Here is a 20,165-nt window from a genome sequence, read left to right as displayed (position 1 = left end):
AACCACAAGGAGGACGCAGTGCGCGTAGCAGTAATCGGAGGAGGGCCGGGAGGGCTGTACTTCGCGGCCCTGGCCAAGCAGCTCTCCCCGCGATGGGACATCACCGTCTGGGAACGCAACGCGCCGGACGACACATTCGGCTTCGGTGTCGTCTTCTCCGACGAGACGCTCGACGGCATCGCGCAGGCCGACCCCGAGATCTTCGAGGCCATGTCGAAGGACTTCGCCCGGTGGAGCGACATCGACGTCCGGTACAGGGACCAGGTGCTCACCTCCGGAGGTCACGGCTTCGCGGCCCTGGGCCGCAAGCGGCTGTTGCAGATCCTCCAGGAACGCTGTGCCGCACTGGACGTGGACGTTCGCTACCGCACGCAGGCGCCCCCGGTGGAGGAGCTCTCCTCCCAGTACGACCTGGTCGTCGCCGGTGACGGCGTGCGGTCGGCCACCCGTGCGACGTACGCGGACACCTTCGGCCCTGACCTCGACGAGCGGAACTGCCGCTACATGTGGCTGGGTACGGACAAGGTCTTCGAGGCCTTCAACTTCATCGTCGCCGAAGGGGACTTCGGCACGTTGCAGGTCCACGCCTACCCGTACGACGACACCCGCTCCACGTTCATCGTCGAGATCGACGAAGCCTCCTGGCGCCGTGCCGGCTTCGACAAGTTCGCCGCCCGTGACCACCCCGCCGGGGTCAGCGACGAGGACAGCATCCGGCTGTGCGAGGACATACTCGCCGAACACCTCGACGGCCACCGCCTCATCCCCAACAACTCCAAATGGATCCGCTTCACCACCGTCCGCAACAAGACCTGGCAGCACGGCAACGTCGTACTGCTCGGGGACGCCGCCCACACCGCTCACTTCTCCATCGGCTCCGGCACCAAGCTCGCCATGGAGGACTCACTCGCTCTCGCCGCCTGCCTTCATGAGCACCCCGACGTCCCTACCGCGCTCGCCGCATACGAGCGCGAACGCAAGCCGGTCGTCGAATCCACCCAGCGCGCGGCGCAGGCCAGCCTCGAATGGTTCGAGAACGTCGGACGCTACACCGGCCAGCAGCCGCACCAGTTCGCCTTCAACCTCCTCACGCGCAGCCGCCGTGTCACCTACGACAACCTGCGAGTACGGGACGAGGAGTTCACCGCCGCAGTCGGCCGAAGCCATGTCGCTGATGACACGTCGGGGCTCGCCCGTCCCGGAGACGCGAACGTCCCTCCCATGTTCCGCCCCTTCTGCCTGGGCGGACTGCGCCTGCGCAACCGCGTCGTCGTACCCCCCACGGCTCTGTACACCGCGCGCGACGGTGTGCCCGGAGACTTCGAACTCGTCCACCTGAGCACCCAGGCGCTGGGCGGATCCGGACTGGTCTTCGCCGGCATGACGGCTGTCAGCCCGGACGCCCGAGCCACCACCGGCTGCCCGGGGCTGTACACCGACGAACAGGAAGCGGCCTGGCGGCGCATCACCGACTTCGTCCACCGCCAATCAGAAACATGTCTGGGCATCCAGCTCACCCATGCCGGACGCCGCGGCGTCACGCACACACCGCGCCCCGACGGCAGTTCCGTCCCCCTGGACGCGGCGGCCTGGCCACTGCTCGCCGCTTCACCACTGGCCTGGGACGAGCGCAGCGCGGTGCCGCGTGAAGCCACCCGGCACGACATGGACGTCATCACGCGCGACTTCGTCGCCGCGGCACAACGCGCCCACAAGGCCGGCTTCGATGTCCTCGAACTGCAATACGGGCACGGCCACTTGATGTCCGGGTTCATTTCGCCACTGACCAACCAGCGCACCGACTCGTACGGCGGCAGCCTTGCCGGACGACTGCGCTTCCCGCTGGAAGTGCTGCGCGCGGTCCGCGCTGTCTGGCCCGCGGGCAAGGCACTGGTCGTTCGTATCTCCGCCGCCGACTGGGCCCAGGGTGGTACCACTGAAGCCGACGCCGTCGGAATCGCCCGCGCTCTCGCCGAGGCCGGCGCCGACGCGGTGGACGTTTCCACCGGAGAGGTCGTGGCCCATCAGCAGCCTCGATACGGTCGCAGCTATCAGACGCCGTACGCCGACCTGATCCGCAACGCCACCGGAGTTCCGACCATCGCGGTGGGTGCCATCTCGACGTACGACGACGTGAACTCGATCATTCTGGCCGGCCGGGCGGACCTGTGTGCCGTCGGCCGAGCCCAGCTGCACGATCCCCTCTGGACCCTGCACGCCGCGGCCGCCCAGGGTTACGCAGGCCCGGCGGCTCCCTGGCCGGCCTCTTGGAAGGCGGGTAGCGGGCGGCCCCCAGGGGCACGAACGGACCGTGTCCCGCCCAGGCTGCAGCTGCTGCGGCAGGCCCCAGCGCCCGTGCACCAGCGTTGGCTCGCGCCCATCGAAGCCGCAACTGTTCCGACGGCCCGCTGATCAGGGAGACATGATGGAAACTCTGCCCCGCTTCACCGCTGCGGCAGTCCAGGCGGCGCCCGTCTATCTGGACCCCGCCGCGACCGTCGACAAGGCGATCGCACTCATCGCTGAGGCCGCTGCGGGCGGCGCCGAACTTGTCGTGTTTCCCGAGGTCTTCGTCCCCGGATATCCGTACTGGAACTGGACCATGAACCCGGTGCAGGGCTCGCCGTGGTTCGAGCGTCTTTACCGCGCGTCCGTCGACGTACCCGGCCCGCACGTGGACGCACTGCGTGCGGCGGCGCGCCAGTACGGCGTTGTCCTGGTGATCGGTGTCAATGAGCGCGGTCCGCACAGCCTGGGCGTCCTCTACAACACTCTCCTGACGATCGGGCCGGACGGCGAACTGCTGGGCGTGCACCGCAAGTTGGTACCCACCTGGGCCGAGAAGCTGACCTGGACCGGGGGAGACGGCAGTTCCCTGCGGGTGCACTCCACTCCTGTCGGGCCGCTCGGTGCGCTCGCCTGCGGTGAGAACACCAACACCCTCGCCCGGTTCACACTGCTGGCACAGGGCGAACTGGTCCATGCCTCCTGCTACATCGCCCTGCCGGTCGCCCCTGCCGACTACGACATGGCGGACGCCATCGCCGTGCGTACCGCGGCGCACAGCTTCGAGGGCAAGGTCTTCTCCGTCGTGGCCTGTTCGACGATCTCTACGGAGATCATCGACACCATCGCGGGCGACGACGAGGAGGTACGCCGGACCCTCGCCCGTCCACGCAGCGCGCTGTCCGGGATCTTCGGACCCGACGGCCGACCGGTCACCGAACCACTGATCGACGAAGAGGGCATCGTGTACGCCGACATCGACCTGTCCAAGTGCATCCAGCCCAAGCAGATGCACGACATCGTCGGCCACTACAACCGCTTCGACGTCTTCCAGCTCCACGTCGACAACCGCCCACGGACTGCCGTCACCTTCGCGGCCGATCCCGCGCATGCCGCAGCGCCCGCCACCGCACCGCTTTCGACCGAAACCACCGGCACCAAGAAGGAGGAAGCATGAGCACCGACCAGGACGACACCATGCTGGGACGGGCCCGCGTGTCCGACACCCCCGAGCTCACGGCGTACTACGGGGAACTCGCGGAGCTTCAGGCGGGTGCGCTGTGGACAGTCGCCAACGACATCGAACCGTGGTATCCGCAGCCCAAGTCCGTCCCGGTCCTGTGGCGCTACGACGAACTGCGCCCGCTGGTCCACAAGGCCCTTGACCTGGTCAAGGCCGACGACGCCGGCCGGCGGGTCGTCATGCTCGTCAACCCCGGCCGCAAGGACGTCAGCGCCGCCGCGGGCCTCCTCTATACCGGCCTGCAGATCATGGGCCCCGGCGAGGCCATGACCGCCCACCGCCATCAGGCCGCGGCCCTGCGGTTCGTACACGAGGGCACCGGCGCCTGGACGATAGTGGACGGACAGAAGCTGCGCGTGGGACCCGGCGACTTCGCCATCACCCCCAACGGCACCTGGCACGAGCACGGGAACGAATCCGAGGACGCGCCGGTCATCTGGCAGGACGGCCTCGACATCCCTCTGGTCAACGCACTGGACGCCGGATTCTACGAGGTCCACCCCGACCTCTACCAGGTACCGGGAGAAGTGATCAATTCCTCCGTCCTCACCTACGGCGCGAACCTGCTGCCCCACGGAGTGGAGAAGTGGACCCGCCCGTACTCGCCGCTGCTCGCCTACCCGTGGGAGCCGACGTACGAAGCCCTGTGCAGCCTGGCCAAGGCGACCGAGGGATCTCCGTACGACGGTGTGATCGCGGAGTACACCAACCCCCTCACCGGCGGCTCGGTCATGCCGACCATGGGCGCCCACATGCAGCTTCTGCGCCCTGGCCAGGCCACCCAGGCACACCGTCACACCGGCTCGGTCATCTACACCGCTGCCAAGGGGCACGGCGTCTCGGTGATCGCCGGGCAGCGCTTCGAGTGGAAGCAGGGTGACATCTTCTGCGTCCCGTCGTGGGCCTGGCACGAACACCACAACCTCGACCAGTCCGAGGACGCCTGCCTCTTCTCCTTCAACGACTTCCCCGTGATGCACTCGCTCGCCTTCCACCGCGAAGAGGCATACACGGAGAACGGTGGACACCAGCCCACCGCATGAACCGCGGCGCCGTACCCGAACCGCCGGCCCTGACACCGGAACCGGTACGGCGCCGCATCAAGCCGGGGGAGGTCAATCCGCCCCGTACCACCCCCGGAGCGGGGCGGCCTCGGAACGACCTGGTTCCCGGTCGCCCCGTCCCTTCGCCCCACCCGCAAGGAGAACCGATGAGACTCGTGACCTACACCCTCAACGACGGACCGCGCCTCCTCGGCGCCCAGGTCGACGGCGACCACATCGTCGACCTCGCCACCCTGGCCGAAGGGGCCGGCACCCGGATGCCGCTGGACCTCCTGGCGTTCATCCAGGCCGGCGCCCCGGCCCAGGACGCCGCACGGCGCCTGCTGGACAGTGACCCCGCCGGCTGGCCGGCCGATGCCGTGCACCGGGCCGGTGACGTCTCGCTGTGCGCCCCGTTGCGACCGGGCAAGATCATCGGCGTGGGGCTGAACTATGTCGAGCACGTCGAAGAATCCAGTCGTAGCCTCGACACGGACAAGGAACTCCCGCCGCGCCCTGTCCTCTTCAGCAAGCCCGCGACCGCAGTCACCGGCCCCGGGCAGCCGATCCTGCACAACGCCGACCTGACCACTCAGCTGGACTGGGAGTGCGAACTCGCCGTCGTGATCGGACGCACCGCCTTCCGGGTGAGCGAGGAGGACGCGTTCGAGTACGTCTTCGGCTACAGCATCATCAATGACATCAGCGCCCGCGACCAGCGCCGCTCCGGCCAGTGGTTCTTCTCCAAGGGCCAGGACTCGTACGCACCCTTCGGCCCGGCCGTCGTCACGGCGGACGACGTGCCCGACCCGATGGACCTGGACCTCTCCCTGCGTGTCAACGGTGTGACCAAGCAGAAGTCGAACACCCGCCACATGCTGTTCCCCATCGCCCGCCTCATCGCCGACATCTCCTCGGGCGTGACTCTGGAGCCCGGCGATGTGATCGCCACAGGCTCTCCCTCCGGCGTCGGCGCCGGCATGGTCCCGCCGGAGTTCCTCACCCCGGGCGACACGGTCGAAGCCACCGTTGAAGGCATCGGCACGTTGTCCAACCCCGTGACAGACGCCCGCTGATCCCAGCCCCCGTACGAAGGACCATCTGTGTCGCACCCAACCTTTCGCATCGGCCAAATCGTGCCGAGCTCCAACGTCACCATGGAGACCGAAGTCCCGGCCATCCTGAGCGCCCGCGAGACCGTCGCGCCGGAACGCTTCACCTTCCACTCCAGTCGCATGCGCATGACCCATGTGACACCGGAACAGCTCAAGGCCATGGACGCCGACTCCGACCGGTGCGCCGTGGAACTCTCCGACGCCCACGTCGATGTCCTGGGCTACGCCTGCCTGGTGGCGATCATGAGCATGGGACTCGGATACCACCGGACTTCCGAGGAGCGCCTGCACGCGAGGACCGTGGACAACGGTGCGCCCGCCCCTGTCGTCACCAGTGCGGGAGCCCTCGTCCACGGTCTGCACACCCTCGGGGCGAAGAAGGTCGCCCTGATCGCCCCCTACATGCGCCCGCTCACGAAGACCGTCGTGGACTACCTCACCCACGAGGGCATCGAAGTCCTCGACTACACGGCCCTGGAGATCCCCAACAACCTCGACGTCGCCGCGCACGACCCGCGCAAGCTTCCTGGCCTCGCTCGCGCCCTGGACCACACCGACGCCGACGCTGTCGTGCTCTCGGCCTGCGTACAGATGCCCTCATTGGGCGCCATCGACGAAGCTGAGCAGCTTCTGGGCAAGCCCGTGGTGTCCGCGGCCGTCTGCACCGCGCACCAGATGCTGCGGGCCCTCGGCCTCCCGGCGGTGGCACCGCGCGCGGGGCATCTGCTGTCAGGCGCCTACGCGCAGGCGCCGCTCGGGCGGTAGCGGGCAGGCCTGTGCCGGATGCGTACCCGTTGTGTTCACGACTGCCGTCGACGTGACGTGCACCCAGGCGGGGCATCGCCCGCTCCGCTGGGTAGGATCGCGACCGCACACGACGGAAGGCGATCATGTCGGACACCCCCACACGGCCCAGCTCGTTGATCAACACGGTCTACGGAGCATTCCTGCGCCGCCTCGGCGGGTGGATCTCCATCGCCGATCTGATCACCCTGATGTCCGAGCTGGGCGTGGAGAGCCCCGCGGTTCGTTCGGCGATCTCACGGCTCAAGAAGAAGGGGATCCTGGAGCCCGAACGACAGGGAGCCACCGGCTACCGGCTGAGCCCGGCCGTCCTTGACATCTTCGACGAGGGCGACCGGCGTATCTTCGCCAGCCTCGAACCCGCGGATTTGAACGACGGCTGGGCGATGGCCGTCTTCTCCGTGCCGGAAACCGAGCGCGCCTACCGCTACCAGCTGCGCACCCGCCTGACCTGGATGGGTTTCGGGAACATCGCCCCGGGCGTCTGGCTGGCGCCGGGCCGGCTTCTGGACGACGCGCGCGGCACACTCGTACGTCTGGGCCTCAGCGACTACGTGCATCTCTTCGCCGCTGACTACGCCGCGTTCAGCGATCTGCGTACCAATGTGAGTACCTGGTGGGACTTCCCCGCGATCCAGACGCAGTACGCGGCGTTCACCGACGAGTACGCTCCCGTCGCCACACGGCTGGCGCGGCGCCGCAGTGCCGTCGACACCGCCGAAGCGTTCCGTCTCTACGTACCGATGCTCACCCAGTGGCGCCGACTGCCCTACCTCGACCCCGGGCTGCCCTCCGAGTTGCTCCCCACCGACTGGAACGCGGTCGCGGCGCGCAAGGTGTTCCAACAGCTGCACGATGTGCTCGCCGAACCGAGCATGGAACACGTACGGAAAATCACCGGCGCCGAGGTGCGGACTCCCCGGCCGTGAGCCAGCCGTTCAAGGAGGCCATGAAGCCCTCCAGGTCGTCGCGGTGGATGCAGTGTCCGGTGCCCGCCACGACCGTTACCTCGAACCCGCGTTCACGCAGCAGTTCGGCGGTTGAGGAGTCGATCGTCAGGCTCGGATCGGCGAGCTGCACCAGTGAGGGGACTGCGGTATTCGCGGGCAGATAGGCCGTGTCGAACTCGGCGACGCTCTCCAGAAACTTCGGGTCGAAGAGGGCGAACCCGGCCACCTCTGCCGCCACGTCCGCCTCCGACCAGCGTGGATTCGCTGCCCGCACCGTCTCGGGCGTGGCCTGGCCGACCATGGTGCGCATGAAGTCGAGGGCTTCCGCGGGGAGGCCGCCGAGGCGGAACCCGGGGTCGCTGTAGACGGCGCGCTTCGGCCGCAGCCTCTCCGCCGCAAGGGCCAGGGACAGTCCGCCCAGAGAGTGCCCGATCGCGATGTCCGCTCCGGCCGGCAGGTTCTCCACCAAGTCGTCCGCCAGCAGATCCGTGCGGTACGCGGCTCTGCCGCTCTGGCCGTGGCCGCGCAGATCTGGGGCGATCACGCGGTAGCCGCGGTCCACCAGCCGGTCCTCCACGGGGTGCCACGTGCGGTGATCCGCCATACCGCCGTGGATGAGCAGAGCGACCTTGTCGCCCTCGCCTCGCTCGTGAACATTGAGTTTCATGGAGTACCCCCTAGACGCCCTGCGGTAACACGTGTAATCAGTGTCCTTGGATGGAGGAGTCGAGGCAAGGGGTGTGAGGTGAGGGGGTCGGTTACACGATGTTTATCGAATGAATCTGGCGACCGTTAGTCCCGCACGATACTCTCCGAGTCCCCGACCGAACCCCGGGCGAGCGACGGCCAGTCGAAGGCTCGGGCGCGATCCGCCCACCGCCTCGGTACCTCGCCGGTCAGTTCTCAAGTGTCGTCTTCCGTGGTCACGGAACCCATCGCGGGCGCGCCTCGCACTTGCCCCCGCCCCCTGGTCTCGAACGCCCCGCGTGTGCGTCCGTTGCAAGACTCCCGATGAGGTGAGCATGGCAATTCTCCGGCTGGTGGTACGACGGCTGCTGTCGTCGACTCCGCTGCTGTTTCTCGTCTCCGCCCTGACCTTCGTGCTGGTGTCCCTCGTACCGGGTGACCCGGCCCGCACGATTGTCGGCCAGCACGCCACGGTTGACCAGTACAACGCCGTACGAGCCCAGTTGGGCCTCGACGAGCCCCTGCCCGTCCAGTACTGGGACTGGCTGGTCCGCGTCTTCCACGGCGACCTCGGCTCCTCCCTCTTCAGCGGGGAACCGGTGACGTCGGTGCTCAACAGCCGCCTGCCGGTGTCCCTTTCCCTGATCGTCGCGGGCACCGTGCTGTCCGGCATCCTGGGCGTGTCGCTGGGGTTGCTCACCGCCCGGCGCGGCGGCTTCCTCGTCAAGGTCGTGGACGGACTCTCCCTCGCCGGCCTGGCGGTGCCGGCATTCTGGTTCGCACTCGTACTGATCGCCGTCTGGGCGGTGAAGCTGCGCTGGTTCCCGGTAACGGGGTACGTGCCCTTCTCCGAGGACCCGGCACAGTGGGGGCGTTCGCTGGTGCTGCCCGTCGTGTCGCTGTCCCTCGGTGCCGTGGCGATCATCGCCAAGCAGACCCGTGACTCGATACTCGACACACTCGGCCGGGACTTCATCCGGGTGATGCAGGCCAACGGCTTCTCGCGGCGCTCGATTCTCTACCGGCACGTGCTGCGCAACGCCGCCCTGCCGGTGGTGACCGTGCTGGGCGTCGTGCTGATCAGTCTGCTGGCCACCGCCGTGTTCGTGGAGACGGTGTTCGCGATGCCAGGCCTCGGACTCCTGACCCAACAGGCCACCATCCAGCACGACATCCCTGTCATCCAGGGCGCCGTGCTGTACATCACCGTGCTGGTGGTGTTCGTCAACCTGCTCGTCGACCTCGCCTACCGCCAACTCGACCCTCGGGTGCGTACCTCATGAAACATCAGAAGAAGGTGGCCTCGGCGAGCACGGCAGTCGCTGGTCCCGGCCTTGTCCGACGCGTACTGCGACGACCTGCCGGAGCGGTCTCGGTCGGATGGCTGGTGCTGCTGACCGCCGCCACCATCGGTGCGTCTCTGATCGCCCCGCACGGACCGCTAGACCAGGACCTGGGCGCTGTGCTGGCCGGCCCATCGGCGGAGCACCTACTGGGTACCGACAATCTGGGGCGCGACCTGCTGAGCCGGCTCCTGGTCGGCGGCCGTTCCACCCTGCTGGCCGTGGGTGAGGCACTCGCCGTCTACCTGCTCATCGGTGTCACCCTGGGCTTGGCCTCAGGATTTCTGGGCGGCTGGGTGGACTGGCTGACCACACGTGCCGCAGACGTGCTGTTCGCGCTGCCAGGCATCATCATCGTCCTCGTCGTCCTGTCGGTATTTCCCGGCAACCTGCACGCCGCCATGATCACCTTCGGCGTCCTCGGCAGCCCGGGCATGATCCGCGTACTGCGATCGCAGACTCTCAGCGTGCGGGAGGAGTTGTACGTCGCCGCGGCCAAGGTGGCCGGCCTGACGCGCACCCAGATCCTGCGGCGCCACATCCTTCCGCGGATGACCAGCATGGTCATCGTCCAGGCCGCGCTGTTCGCCGCGATCGTCGTCATCATCCAGGCAGGACTCGGTTTCCTGGGCCTGGGAGCCCAACCCCCCAACCCGTCCTGGGGCGGATTGGTCGCGGACGCCTCACAAGCCATCGACCGTGCTCCCTGGATGCTCGTGCCCGCCGGTGTTCCGTTGGTCATCACCGTCATGGCCCTCGGCAAACTGGGCGACGCGATACGCGACGCCGCGACCGAGCGCTGGTCGGTCTCCAGGATGTCCGGCCACCCCGCCACACCCCCCGCACGGGTGGCGACCGCTACGTCTACGACGAACGACGCGGCGAACCCTGATCGGGAAGCGCTCCTGTCCGTGCGCGACCTCTCGATCGAGATCGCCGGAACACCGGTCGTACAAGGCGTCAGCTTCGACGTCCGCGCAGGCGAAACGCTCGGAGTGGTCGGCGAGTCGGGCTGCGGCAAGTCGGTGACGTCACTCGGCATCCTTGGTCTCGTACCGGGCGGCGGCAGGATCACCGGCGGACACGTGGTCTTCGACGGCGTCGACCTGGCGGTTTCTCCCGCCGCTCTCACACAGGTGCGCGGTTCCGGCATCGCGTACGTCTCCCAAGAACCGATGGTGGCCCTCGACCCGACGTACACCGTCGGCCGGCAACTGGCCGAGGCTGTCGGACGGCACCAACGCTGCACCGGCCGCACCGCGCGCGCCCGCGTGAGGGAACTCCTGGAAATGGTCAACATCCCCGACCCGGACGCGGTCGTGAAGCGATACCCGCACCAGCTGTCCGGTGGAATGGCACAGCGCGCAGCGATCGCCCTCGCCCTTGCCGGCCGGCCCAAGCTGCTGATCGCCGACGAACCGACGACCGCGCTGGATGTGACCGTCCAGGCCGAGATCCTCGCACTGCTCCGTACGCTCCAGGACGAGACCGGCATGGCGGTGCTGATCGTCACCCACGACTGGGGAGTGGTCGCCGACCTCTGCCACCGCTCCGTGGTCATGTACGCCGGCCAGATCGTCGAACAGGCAGAAGTCGAGGCCATGTTCACCCGCCCCTACCATCCCTACACCGCAGGTCTACTGGCCGCCAACCCCCATCTCGCCGGCGACGGACGGTCTCTGCCCACCATCCCCGGAACCGTGCCCGCCCCCCGCGACTGGCCGGCCGGCTGCCGCTTCGCGGCCCGCTGCACGCTGGCGACCGACGCCTGCACGAGCGAACCGGTCGCACTCACCGAGCCGGCGCAGGGCCGGCTCACCCGGTGCATCCATTCCCATGAGCTCCTCGTGGAAGGCGCCACCGCATGAACACGCCAGCCATCCTCGACATCCGAGACCTGAACGTCGAGTTCCGACAAGGGCGCCGCGTTCCGCCCCTGCGTGCCGTGGACGGCGTCTCCCTGAGCATCGCCGCGGGAGAGACCCTCGGCCTCGTGGGTGAATCCGGTTCGGGAAAATCCACCATCGGCCGCGCGGTCCTCGGGCTCAACCCCATCCACTCCGGCCAGATCCACTTCGAAGGCACCGACATCACCCGCGCCCGGCCCCGCGTACGGCGAGACCTCAGCGCACGGCTCCAAGTGGTGTTCCAGGACCCGTACTCCTCCCTCAACCCCGCCCGCACCATCGGCCAGACCCTGGCCGAACCGCTGCTCGTCCACGAGCGGCTCGACCACCGGCGGACCACCACCCGCATCGGGGACATGCTGGAACGTGTCGGCATGCCGGCCGACACCGCTGACCGATACCCCGGCCAGTTCTCCGGCGGCCAGCGCCAGCGCATCGCGATCGCCCGCGCCCTCATGCTCAAGCCGAGTCTGGTCATCTGCGACGAGCCGGTCAGCGCTCTGGACCTGTCCATCCAGGCGCAAGTCATGAACCTGCTCGCCGAGTTGCAGAGCGAACTCGCCCTCAGCTACCTCTTCATCGCCCACGACCTCCCCGTCGTACGGCACCTCTCGCACCGCATCGTCGTCCTTTACCGCGGCCAGGTCATGGAATCCGGGCCCGCGAAATCCGTGTACGCGGATCCGGTCCACCCCTACACCCACGCACTGCTCGCAGCTGTCCCCGAACCTGACCCCCGCGCTCAGCGCGCCCGCCGGGCAGCACGCGGCTCGACCCCGCCCGCACGCCCGCCAGGGGCGGACGGGTGTGTGTTCACCCACCGCTGCCCGCACGCCATCGACAAATGTCACAGCGAGCGGCCGCCGTTGCTGCCCCTCACGCGCCCGGGGGCGGACGCCGCGCCTCCGCGCCTTGTCGCCTGCCACCGAGCCACAGACCTGGACCCGACGACCGCCACAGGACCACACCAGCCGCAGGCCAGCCTGCCCACGACCGTGGGCTCCACAGTTAAGGAAGCACCATGTTCAGCAACCGAATAGTCCGTGGGCTGGCGACGCTGGCGGTACTCACCGTCACCGCCGGCGCGTGCACCGGATCCGAGTCCGGCAATTCGTCGCAGTCGGCCGGCGGGCAGGGCGGAACGCTCACCGTCGTATCCCAGGGCGCACCCGCGAGTCTCGACCCGGCGAAGGCCAACGTCGGATCCGACAACTGGTTCGTCAACCTCTCGTACGACACGGTCCTGAGACAGGAGAAGAACGGAAAGACCGGCCCCGGGCTCGCCACGAAGTGGGGGTACGTCGGCACCGGCAACAAGGAGTTCGAGTTCACCCTGCGCAAGGGGCTCAAGTTCGCGGACGGCAGCCCGCTGGATGCCGAAGCGGTGGCAGCTTCACTGAACTACAGCCGGAAGAACGGCCTCAACGTCTCCTGGACGTCAGCCATCGATTCGGTCACAGCGACCGGCCCGCTGACTGTCCGCATCCACTGCTCCAGCGCGAACCCCATACTTCCCCAGCTCCTCACCCAACTGCTGATGGTCGGCTCCGTGATCAGCCCCAAGGGCCTGGCCGACCCGAAGCGAATGGGAACACAGTCCTTCGGTGCGGGCCCGTACGTCCTGGACACCGCGGCCACGGCTTCCGGAAATCACTACACCTACAAGCCCAACCCCCACTACTGGGACAAGAAGAAGATCCACTGGAAGAAGGTGGTCATCAAGGTCATTTCCAACCCCAACTCCGGCCTCCAGGCAGTCAGGACGGGGCAGGCCGACGCGATGGCCATCACAGCCAACCAGGCCGACACCGCCAAGACCGGCGGGCTCAAGGTGATCGGATCCCCGAATGTGTTTCTCGGGGTCAACCTCGCCGACCGTGGCGGCACGCTGGCCAAACCACTGAAGGACGTCCGCGTCCGGCAGGCTCTCAACTACGCCGTGGACCGCGACGCCATCACCAAGGCAGTGGTCCAGAAGTACGGCCACTCCACCAGCCAGATTTCCCTCCCCGGCCTGGACGGCTTCGCTGCCGACTACGACAACCGCTACCCCTACGACCCGGCCAAGGCCAAGAAGCTCCTCACCGAGGCCGGCTACCCGGACGGCTTCTCCCTGAAGGTGGAAACCCAAGGCTTCTTCGGCATCGACCTCGTCACGCAAGCCGTCGTTCAACAGTGGAAGAAGATCGGCGTCACCGCCGACGTCACCACCGACACCAGTGTGGGCCAGTGGCTCACCAACGCCACCTCCAAGAAGTACCCCGTCCTCGGCTTCGGCTACGGCGGAGCGACCAGCTACGCACTTGCCCTCGACTGGATGCTGCCGCACGCCACCGCCTTCAACCCGTTCGCTTCGTCGGATCCCAAGCTGAGCTCCATGCTCGCCGCCGCGGCGGCCGCTGAAGCGGACAAGCAGCCCGCCCTCTACCAGGACGTCATGCGGTACGTCGTCGACAAGGCGTGGTTCGTCTCCGTGATGCGCATGGACGGCCTCTTCGCCTTCAACAGCAAGAAGCTGACTGGCTTCGACACCGCCCCGAGCTACCTTCCCGACCTCGCCTGGGCGGTGGCACCCAAGTAACAAACGAGGCAGTTCAGCCTTCAAAGTTGGGCCGGACCTAATCCGGCCCACCCCCTCTGCCCCTTGCCTTGCATCAGGAGGCTCCAAATGATCATCCACACAGTGAACGGGCCGGTGGAAGGCGTCAGGAGTGAACGGGGAGTCGCCTTCAAGGGAATACCGTTCGCCGCACCACCCGTTGGGCAGCTCCGCTTCCGGCCGCCGAACCCACCTGTTCCGTGGGACGCCGTACGTTCAGCAACGACCTACGGACCCGCTGCTCCTCAGCCGCATGATGTCCTGCTCGAGGCCATGTTCGGCCAGCCGCCGTTCCCCACCGACGAAGCGTCCTGCCTCACCCTCAACATCTGGACACCAAGTCCGCACGGCAAGGCACGCCCCGTCATGGTCTGGTTGCACGGAGGGGCGTTCTTTACCGGCTCGGGGCGCGACCCTGTCTTCGACGGGAGCCGCCTTGCGCACCAGCACGACGTTGTCGTCGTAACGCTCAACTACCGACTGGGTGCGCTGGGATTCCTCTACCTCGCGGAGCTGTTGGGGGAGGGGTATGAGCAGTCCGGAAATCTCGGACTGCTCGATCAGGTCGCCGCGCTCGAGTGGGTCCGCGAGAGTATCTCCGCCTTCGGCGGAAACCCTGGCAACGTCACCCTCTTCGGCCAATCCGCCGGAGCGATGAGCATCTTGTCACTCATGGCGATGCCGGCCGCGACCGGACTCTTCCATAAGGCCATCGCACAGAGCGGAAGCGCTGAGCACGTCTACACACCGGAGCATGCCACCGCGGTGAGCCGCGAAATCCTAGCTGCCCTTTCCATCGCCGAAGACGCGGCCGACACGCTGCTCAACGTCCCGGCTGAACGACTGCTGGAAGCACAACGCTCAGTCAGCGAGGCAATGCAAGTCCGGGGCGAAGGCATGGGGCTCCCCTTCGCTCCGGTCGTCGACGGCACCGTCCTGCCGCAACCACCCATCGAGGCCATAGGGAACGGCGCTGCTGGCGACATCCCACTCATCGTGGGCACCAACTTGGAGGAGGGACGCCTCTGCCTCATTGGCCCCGACGCACCGGAGGTCGACGAAGCATCGTTGGCCACTCTCTTCGGTGCTGTCTACGACAACCCAGCCAAGGCGCTCGAAGCCTTTCGTGCAACGGGGAACGACCCCAGCCCACTGGGGCTGCTTACTGCGATGACAGGTGAGCAGATGTTCAGGGCCCCTACCGCACGGCTCGCCGAGGCTCACCTATCGGCGAGCGGCGACGTATGGCTCTACCTGTTCACCTGGCGATCCACAGCAGGGGATGGCGATCTGGGCGCTTGCCATTCCCTGGAGCTCCCCTTCGTCTTTGACAACCTCGACCAGCCGGGAGTCGATAGGTTTACGGGACACCAACCACCAGCAGGACTCGCCCGCACGATCAGCACCGCATGGGCAACCTTCGCCCGTACCGGTGCCCCTGGCAACGGGTGGGCACCCCTCGATGCCCATACCTACCCAACCATGATGTTCGACGCCGACTCTGGCGTAGTTGATGACCCCCTTCGTGCCACACGAGAGCTACAAACCCATGTCGGCCTAACGTGACTCCACCCGGGTCACAACACAGCAGCCTGACCGCTGCGGGTAGGGACCCCCCGCCTCTGCGCCGTGCGGACGGTGAGATCGCCGAACGGCTCGAAGGGTTCAGGCACTCACCGTCGCCAAGTGGCTGCCGCGCCGCCTGTTCCCGTATCCGTACGTAGGCCCGGACGCGCTCTCATGGAGATCGCCCCGCTCATGGCCCACACGCACAGCCCGCTCTTCGCGGTGATCGAGAGCGAAGCCGACCGCGTACAGGTGGTACGAGGAGGCCAGCGCCCGCGCTCCCAAACCGGCCCGCCGACACCCAGCCGCGCCTTTGATCCCGCCATCCCCTCCCCACGCTGCTCCGCAGTCCCGGCCCCCGTCCGCGACCGCGATCTACCTCTGCCTTGTCCGCTCCACCAGTCAGGAGAGATTCCATGCAACGAAGAGAGTTTCTGGCCCGCACCGCCGTCGTCGCAGGAGGCGCCGCGCTGGCCGCCGGCCCTTTCCAAGGCCTGGTGGCCTCCGCGTCCGGCCCGGCCCGCGGGTCCGGGTTCGGTCCGCTCGAGCCGGTGGCCGACGACCGCGACGGCCAGGTACGCCTGCACCTGCCCGCCGGTTTCCGCTACCGGTCCTTCTCCGCAGTCGGCGACCGGATGGACGATGGCCACCCCGCCCCCGCACGGCCCGACGGCATGGCGGCCTTCCGCGGCCGGGGCGACACCACCGTCCTGGTCCGAAACCACGAAGTCTCAGGGACACCTGGCGCGTTCGGCGACTTGGGGCAGGCCTACGACCCGGTCGGCGGAGGGGGCACGACCACGCTGACCGTCGACCGGCACGGCCGCCTCGTGGACCAGCGGGTGAGCCTGAACGGCACCATCATGAACTGTTCGGGCGGACCGATGCCGTGGGGCACCTGGGTCACCTGTGAGGAGTCCGTCGACGGCCCCGACGTCAAGAGCCCGATACCCGGCGCGGACAACAGCAAGCTCCACCAGAAGCACGGCTACCTTTTCGAGGTCCCCGCCCGCGGCCGTGGCACCGCCCGGCCGATCCGCGCCGCCGGCCGCTTCCAGCACGAGTCGGTCGCCTTCGACCCGGTCTCCGGCGCGCTGTACCTGACCGAGGACAACCCTCTGTTCCCGTCCGGGTTCTACCGCTACCTGCCGCCGATCCACCCGACTCGCGCCGGAGGCATCCTCGACCGGGGCCGCCTCCAGATGCTCGCCGTTGCCGGCAGCCCGCGCGCCCAGCTCCAACTGGGCCAGCCCGAGGGCGCGACCTACAGGACCTCGTGGGTGGACATCGACGACCCCGACCCCACCTTCGCACCCGGCACCACGTGGTTCGACGCCGCGCCCGCCGTCAGCCGTGAAGGCCACGCCAAGGGCGGCGCGGTGTTCTCCCGGCTGGAAGGCGCGGCCTACGAGGACGGGACCGTCTACTTCGTCTCCACCCAGGGCGGCGATGCCGCGCCCGGAGACGAGTTCCCGCCCGGCCCGGGCGGCCTCACCGCGTTCGGCGCCGGCCGCGGCCAGGTCTGGGCGTACGACATTCGCCGTGAACGCCTGCGCCTGGTCTACCAGTCACCGCATTCGAGGGTGCTGGACATGCCCGACAACATCGCCGTCAGCCCCCGCGGCACGTTGATCCTCTGCGAGGACGGCGAGAGCGAGAACTACCTGCGCGGCCTCACCCCGCACGGCTCCCTGTTCGACATCGCCCGACTCGCACCGGTCGCCGGCGACCCCGACGCGGAGTTCGCCGGGACGACGTTCGACCCCGACGGCCACACGCTGTACGTGAACATCCAATCCAAAGCCGGCTGCACCATCGCACTGCGTGGCCCAGCACTGTAGCCCCCCGGCCGCGTGCCCCGGCCGCCGGGGCACGCGGCCCCTAAGATCCAGGGACACCCATGATCTTCGAGACCATCTGACACCGGGACACTACGGCGACGGCCCCCAACTCGAGCGGCGACTCCAGTTGACTGCGGATCGACGAGGATATGACCACGGAAGATCAACGATCATGAGAAGCAACGCCTTGTTTCCGGACAGCTTCAAAGGCTTCCGAGCCGTTGCCATCCGCTACGAGAAGCGGGCCTACGTATACCTCGGCACTGTCACCGTCGCGGCTCTGGCGATCTGGCTCCGAACATGATCCGAGAAACATTGCCGGTGCACCGCGGCAGAGGCGTTCACGGCCGAGCGGCGCAGGGGCCGTACTGCGCCCGGTAGTTGGTGATGCCGCGTAGGAGCGCCCGTACATCCGCCTCGCTGGTGTAGTAGTGCACAGCGAGGCGCAGAACGTCCGCACGGGGACTGGTGACGATGTGCCGCTCCGACAGGAAGGAGGCCATCCGGTCGGGGCGGTCATCCCGCAGAGCGACCTGCGGGCCGCGCTCATCAGCCGATAGGGGTGAACCGATGTGCTCGCCCAGTGCCGTCAATTCAGCCTGAAGGAGCCCGGTCAGCGCACTGACATGACGGGCAACCGCATGAGGGCTGACCCCAGAGAGCAGCCGCATGCCGGCGACCGCACCGTACACGGCCGGTACGGGAGGCGTGCCGGTCTCGTAGCGCCGCGCGGACGGGGCGAAGTCGAGCTCCCGCGGGTCGAAGGAGAACGGGTCGATGCGCCCGAACCACCCGGTGAGCTGCGGTTCGAGGTCACGGCGCGTCCCTTCCCGCACGTACAGGAAGGCCACACCCGGTATGCCCAGCAAGTACTTCAGCGAGCCGGTGACGAGGTAGTCGCAGTCCAGTTCGTGGACGTCGATCGGCTCAACACCCGCTCCTTGATACGCGTCGACGAATACCTGCGCCCCGCGCTGTCGGGCGAGGGACGTGATCTGCCGCAGTGGGAGCCGTTGTCCGTTGCGGTACCCGATCAATGGGATGGAAACCAGGCGGGTCGTATGGTCGATCGCCCTCTCGTATCCCTCAACCGTAGCGAATCCGCCGACGGCCGAGGCGAACTTCACCCGCGCGCCACGGCCCCTCTGAGCCAGCCACACGTGCGCGATCGAGGGAAACTCAACCGGAGTGGTGACTAGGTTTTCGCCCGGGGACCAGTTCATTCCCGAGACCACCTGATAGGCCCCCTCCGAGGCACAGGACACCAGCGCGATCTCATCGGTACGGGCCCCGATCAAAGAAGCGAAGCGGCTGCGGGCCTCCTCGACTCGCCGCGTCCACTCAGGCCAGGGAGCACCGAACTCGACAAGGCTGCTCTGGAACTCGGTGAGCGCCCCCGCCAGTGCGTCGGAAAGGGCACCCTGGCTGCATGTGGCGAAGTAGGTCTTCCGCTCCAGGACGGGGAAGTTGGACCGGAACTGCTCGGCACTGACGGAGATCAGCCGCTTCGACTCCTCACACTCAGGCACTGGCATCGAGCAACTCCCGCAGCCTGTCGAGTGACGCCCGTGCGCTCGTCGCACCTGGCCGTGGCCGGGCGGCACGCAAATCGCTCAGCCGGGACAAGGTCTCGATCACCACGTCCAGCGGTGGTCCGCTTGCTGTCAGATCGGCCTGATGTCCCTGCGGTGCATGGGTGGCCGGCTCCCTCAGGAACGGCCCGACGAGCTGGTGATGGTGGTAGGCATAGACGGCGCCGAATCGCCGGCACACAGCGAGGAAGAGCTCGGCGTTGTCCCGCAGTTGCGGCGTGATGGGTTCGGCAACTGCCTCCTTGGTGAAGGCGTCCAGCAGTGGCTCGGCCATGACGATCGTCCGCAGCAACGCCTGGTCCTCGGGCGGCATATAGGGGTACTTCTCCACCAGCACCGCTTGGTAGAAGGGGTCATGCGGTGAGCACAGGCCGAGCAGTACGTCTATGGAGTTGATCGCCGCGAAGTCACCGGCGTTCGCGCCGCGGTACTCAACACCACTGACCCGGTAGGGCTTGAAGTACGGCCGGATGTTGAAGAAGAACCGTTCGGCGTCCAGTTGCTTGCTCAGCGCCTTGCTGAAATCCAGCACCTCGTCGAGGCCTGCCAGCGCGTCCTGGAGCAGGTACGCCGCCAAGGGGCTGGACACCCCGAACCCGGGGATGCGCCGCAACGACGCGGCCGTCCGCTGGTAAGCCAGGGCGGCCAGCGCGTTGTACGTGATGAAAGTCCGCTCGTCCTCGAGCGAGGTGAACGTACGGAACCTGTCACTTATGGCTCGGTTGTGGAACGCCTGGTGAGCGAAGACAAATCTGGGTGCGACACCGAGCGACGAAGCGAGGAGGCGGGCAAGTGGCCACGCGGCCGACTGTGTCCCGTCGACCTCGTGACGACGGCACGCGCCGAGGTAGAAGCCCACGGAACCCAGCAGTTCGTAACGCACGTGCGGAGCCTCGGGCACGGCGCGGCTCTCGCCGATCCGGCGGATCAGTTCCGCACCTTCCCGCATGATCCTCTGCTTGATGCCGTCGAGCTCCGCGCGATGGAGGAGTATCTGTGTCCTGGCCGCGAAATAGGCCTCTTCCAATTCCGTATTGAGATCGGCGAAGTCATTCCTGATCCACCGGTCGAAGTCGGCAACGGCACTGCTCACCGGACGTACCTCCACAGCCATCGGTCACCGGGGACCAGTGCTGAGCCGGTCCCGAGTGGTGCTCACGTCCATGGTGATCACCTGAGTGGTTCGGTC

The 20,165-nt window shown here is 67.6% G+C and carries 15 protein-coding genes and 1 pseudogene; 13 read left to right on the top strand and 3 right to left on the bottom strand.

Annotation, left to right across the window (positions count from 1 at the left end; genetic code table 11):
- The first annotated feature begins 18 nt into the window (after positions 1–18).
- From AC1P0E_RS03620 to AC1P0E_RS03595, 6 genes are all read left to right on the top strand, one after another.
- Complete coding sequence (locus AC1P0E_RS03620) at positions 19–2,412, top strand: bifunctional salicylyl-CoA 5-hydroxylase/oxidoreductase (protein ID WP_482740699.1); 2,394 nt, start codon at positions 19–21, stop codon at positions 2,410–2,412.
- Between the two features lie 13 nt (positions 2,413–2,425).
- A complete protein-coding gene (locus tag AC1P0E_RS03615) occupies positions 2,426–3,463 on the top strand; it encodes a carbon-nitrogen hydrolase family protein (protein ID WP_482740698.1) in 1,038 nt (345 codons plus the stop codon).
- Positions 3,460–4,572 (top strand): cupin domain-containing protein, encoded by a 1,113-nt coding sequence (locus AC1P0E_RS03610; protein WP_482740697.1) that lies wholly within the window; start codon positions 3,460–3,462, stop codon positions 4,570–4,572. The genes AC1P0E_RS03615 and AC1P0E_RS03610 overlap by 4 nt, the downstream gene beginning before the upstream one ends.
- Before the next feature lie 167 nt (positions 4,573–4,739).
- On the top strand, positions 4,740–5,648 hold the full coding sequence (locus tag AC1P0E_RS03605) for a fumarylacetoacetate hydrolase family protein (RefSeq protein ID WP_482740696.1): 909 nt from the start codon (positions 4,740–4,742) through the stop codon (positions 5,646–5,648).
- Between the two features lie 81 nt (positions 5,649–5,729).
- Positions 5,730–6,452, top strand: a complete 723-nt coding sequence (locus AC1P0E_RS03600; protein WP_482745637.1) for a maleate cis-trans isomerase family protein — start codon at positions 5,730–5,732, stop codon at positions 6,450–6,452.
- A gap of 125 nt (positions 6,453–6,577) precedes the next feature.
- Positions 6,578–7,420 (top strand): PaaX family transcriptional regulator, encoded by an 843-nt coding sequence (locus AC1P0E_RS03595; RefSeq protein WP_482740695.1) that lies wholly within the window; start codon positions 6,578–6,580, stop codon positions 7,418–7,420.
- Here AC1P0E_RS03595 and AC1P0E_RS03590 read toward each other — a convergent pair.
- Entirely contained in the window at positions 7,386–8,108 is a 723-nt protein-coding gene (locus tag AC1P0E_RS03590) for an alpha/beta fold hydrolase (RefSeq protein WP_482740694.1), read from the bottom strand. The two genes, AC1P0E_RS03595 and AC1P0E_RS03590, sit on opposite strands and share 35 nt — an antisense overlap.
- Before the next feature lie 355 nt (positions 8,109–8,463).
- Between AC1P0E_RS03590 and AC1P0E_RS03585 the strand changes: the two genes are divergently transcribed.
- From AC1P0E_RS03585 to AC1P0E_RS03555, 7 genes and pseudogenes are all read left to right on the top strand, one after another.
- Positions 8,464–9,411 carry an ABC transporter permease gene (locus AC1P0E_RS03585; RefSeq protein WP_482740693.1) on the top strand — a complete coding sequence of 316 codons (948 nt, stop codon included), beginning with the start codon at positions 8,464–8,466 and terminating at the stop codon, positions 9,409–9,411.
- The gene (locus AC1P0E_RS03580) at positions 9,408–11,339 is read left to right on the top strand and encodes a dipeptide/oligopeptide/nickel ABC transporter permease/ATP-binding protein (RefSeq protein ID WP_482740692.1); all 1,932 of its coding nucleotides are present in this window, start codon (positions 9,408–9,410) and stop codon (positions 11,337–11,339) included. The genes AC1P0E_RS03585 and AC1P0E_RS03580 overlap by 4 nt, the downstream gene beginning before the upstream one ends.
- The gene (locus AC1P0E_RS03575) at positions 11,336–12,418 is read left to right on the top strand and encodes an ABC transporter ATP-binding protein (RefSeq protein ID WP_482740691.1); all 1,083 of its coding nucleotides are present in this window, start codon (positions 11,336–11,338) and stop codon (positions 12,416–12,418) included. The genes AC1P0E_RS03580 and AC1P0E_RS03575 overlap by 4 nt, the downstream gene beginning before the upstream one ends.
- A complete protein-coding gene (locus AC1P0E_RS03570; protein ID WP_482740690.1) occupies positions 12,400–13,959 on the top strand; it encodes an ABC transporter substrate-binding protein in 1,560 nt (519 codons plus the stop codon). The genes AC1P0E_RS03575 and AC1P0E_RS03570 overlap by 19 nt, the downstream gene beginning before the upstream one ends.
- 87 nt (positions 13,960–14,046) lie before the next feature.
- Positions 14,047–15,543: a carboxylesterase/lipase family protein gene (locus tag AC1P0E_RS03565; RefSeq protein WP_482740689.1), complete on the top strand. Its 1,497-nt coding sequence runs from the start codon at positions 14,047–14,049 to the stop codon at positions 15,541–15,543.
- 416 nt (positions 15,544–15,959) lie between these two features.
- A complete protein-coding gene (locus AC1P0E_RS03560) occupies positions 15,960–17,384 on the top strand; it encodes an alkaline phosphatase PhoX (protein ID WP_482740688.1) in 1,425 nt (474 codons plus the stop codon).
- 205 nt (positions 17,385–17,589) lie between these two features.
- A pseudogene (locus tag AC1P0E_RS03555) lies at positions 17,590–17,688 on the top strand (IS5/IS1182 family transposase); the annotation flags it as partial.
- Between the two features lie 37 nt (positions 17,689–17,725).
- On the opposite strand, the gene AC1P0E_RS03550 reads toward AC1P0E_RS03555, so the two are convergent.
- Together AC1P0E_RS03550 and AC1P0E_RS03545 are read right to left on the bottom strand one after the other, a co-directional pair.
- The gene (locus AC1P0E_RS03550; protein ID WP_482740687.1) at positions 17,726–18,919 is read right to left on the bottom strand and encodes an aminotransferase class V-fold PLP-dependent enzyme; all 1,194 of its coding nucleotides are present in this window, start codon (positions 18,917–18,919) and stop codon (positions 17,726–17,728) included.
- Positions 18,906–20,069 (bottom strand): monodechloroaminopyrrolnitrin synthase PrnB family protein, encoded by a 1,164-nt coding sequence (locus AC1P0E_RS03545; protein ID WP_482740686.1) that lies wholly within the window; start codon positions 20,067–20,069, stop codon positions 18,906–18,908. The genes AC1P0E_RS03550 and AC1P0E_RS03545 overlap by 14 nt, the downstream gene beginning before the upstream one ends.
- Positions 20,070–20,165: the final 96 nt, after the last annotated feature.

This window comes from Streptomyces sp. TRD_SC_5 (assembly GCF_056836825.1).
This window is presented reverse-complemented; position numbering and strand designations above follow the sequence as displayed.